We start from the raw sequence: 1,151 nt of genomic DNA on the forward strand, positions 1-1,151 counted from the left end.
GCAAGACAAAAACCACCGCTACGGCGGAACAGGCGGCGAAGCCGCAATTCCAGATCCCAGCCGAGTTGCTTGACCAACTGGTCACCGGGCCGATGACGCCTGAGCAAATGCAGGGACTGTTTGATCAAATGAAGAAGGCCTTGTTCGAGCGCGCCCTGGGCGCCGAGATGAGTCACCACCTTGGGTACGCGCCGGGTCAGGTCAAGCCACTGGGATCGGCCGCCAATCACCGCAACGGCAAGAGCGCCAAGACCTTACTGACCGACGCCGGAGCCCTGCGCATCGACGTTCCTCGCGACCGTGAGGGCACGTTCGAGCCCCAGCTCATTGGCAAGCACGAGCGGCGTTTTACTGGCTTTGACGACAAGATCATCGCCATGTACGCGCGCGGCATGACCGTGCGCGAGATCCAGGGCTTCCTGGCCGAGATGTACTCGGTAGAGGTCTCGCCGGACCTGATCAGCAGTGTTACCGATGCGGTGATGAGCGAGGTCACGGCCTGGCAGACACGTCCGCTGGAGTCGATGTACCCGGTGGTGTTCTTCGATGCACTGCGGGTCAAGATCCGCGAGGACGCTGTGGTGCGCTCCAAGGCCGTGTATCTGGCCTTGGGCGTGCTGCCCGACGGTAGCCGCGACATCCTGGGCATCTGGATCGAAAACACCGAGGGCGCCAAGTTCTGGATGAAGGTCTTCAACGAGCTGAAGACCCGTGGGGTGCAGGACATCTTGATCGCCGTCACCGACGGGCTCAAAGGCATGCCAGAGGCGCTGGGTGCGGTGCTCCCGGCCACGACGCTGCAGACCTGTATCGTGCACCTGATCCGCAACAGCCTGGAATTCGCCAGTTGGAAGGACCGCAAGGCACTGGCGGCGGCCATCAAGCCGATCTACACGGCGGTGAGCGCCGAGGCCGCGGAGGGCGAGTTGGACGCTTTTGAGGCCGGGCCCTGGGGTCAGAAGTTCCCCACCGTCGTGGGTGCCTGGCGCAGAGCCTGGGACCGGGTCATCCCCTTCTTCGCCTTCCCGCCCGAGGTGCGCCGCGTGATCTACACGACCAACGCCATCGAGAGCGTGAACGCGCGGCTACGCAAGATCATCAAGACGCGCGGACACTTCCCCAGCGACGATGCGGCCACCAAGCTGATCTGG

1 protein-coding gene is annotated in these 1,151 nt (G+C 63.6%); it reads left to right on the forward strand.

Going from position 1 to position 1,151, the window contains the following annotated elements; genetic code table 11:
• Nucleotides 1–53: 53 nt before the first annotated feature.
• Nucleotides 54–1,151, forward strand: a 1,098-nt coding sequence (locus HNP55_RS23965) for an IS256 family transposase (RefSeq protein ID WP_184304935.1), incomplete at its 3' end; no start/stop codon positions are given.

Source organism: Roseateles oligotrophus (assembly GCF_014204525.1).
Classification (GTDB): Bacteria; Pseudomonadota; Gammaproteobacteria; order Burkholderiales; family Burkholderiaceae_C; genus Paucibacter_A; species Paucibacter_A oligotrophus_A.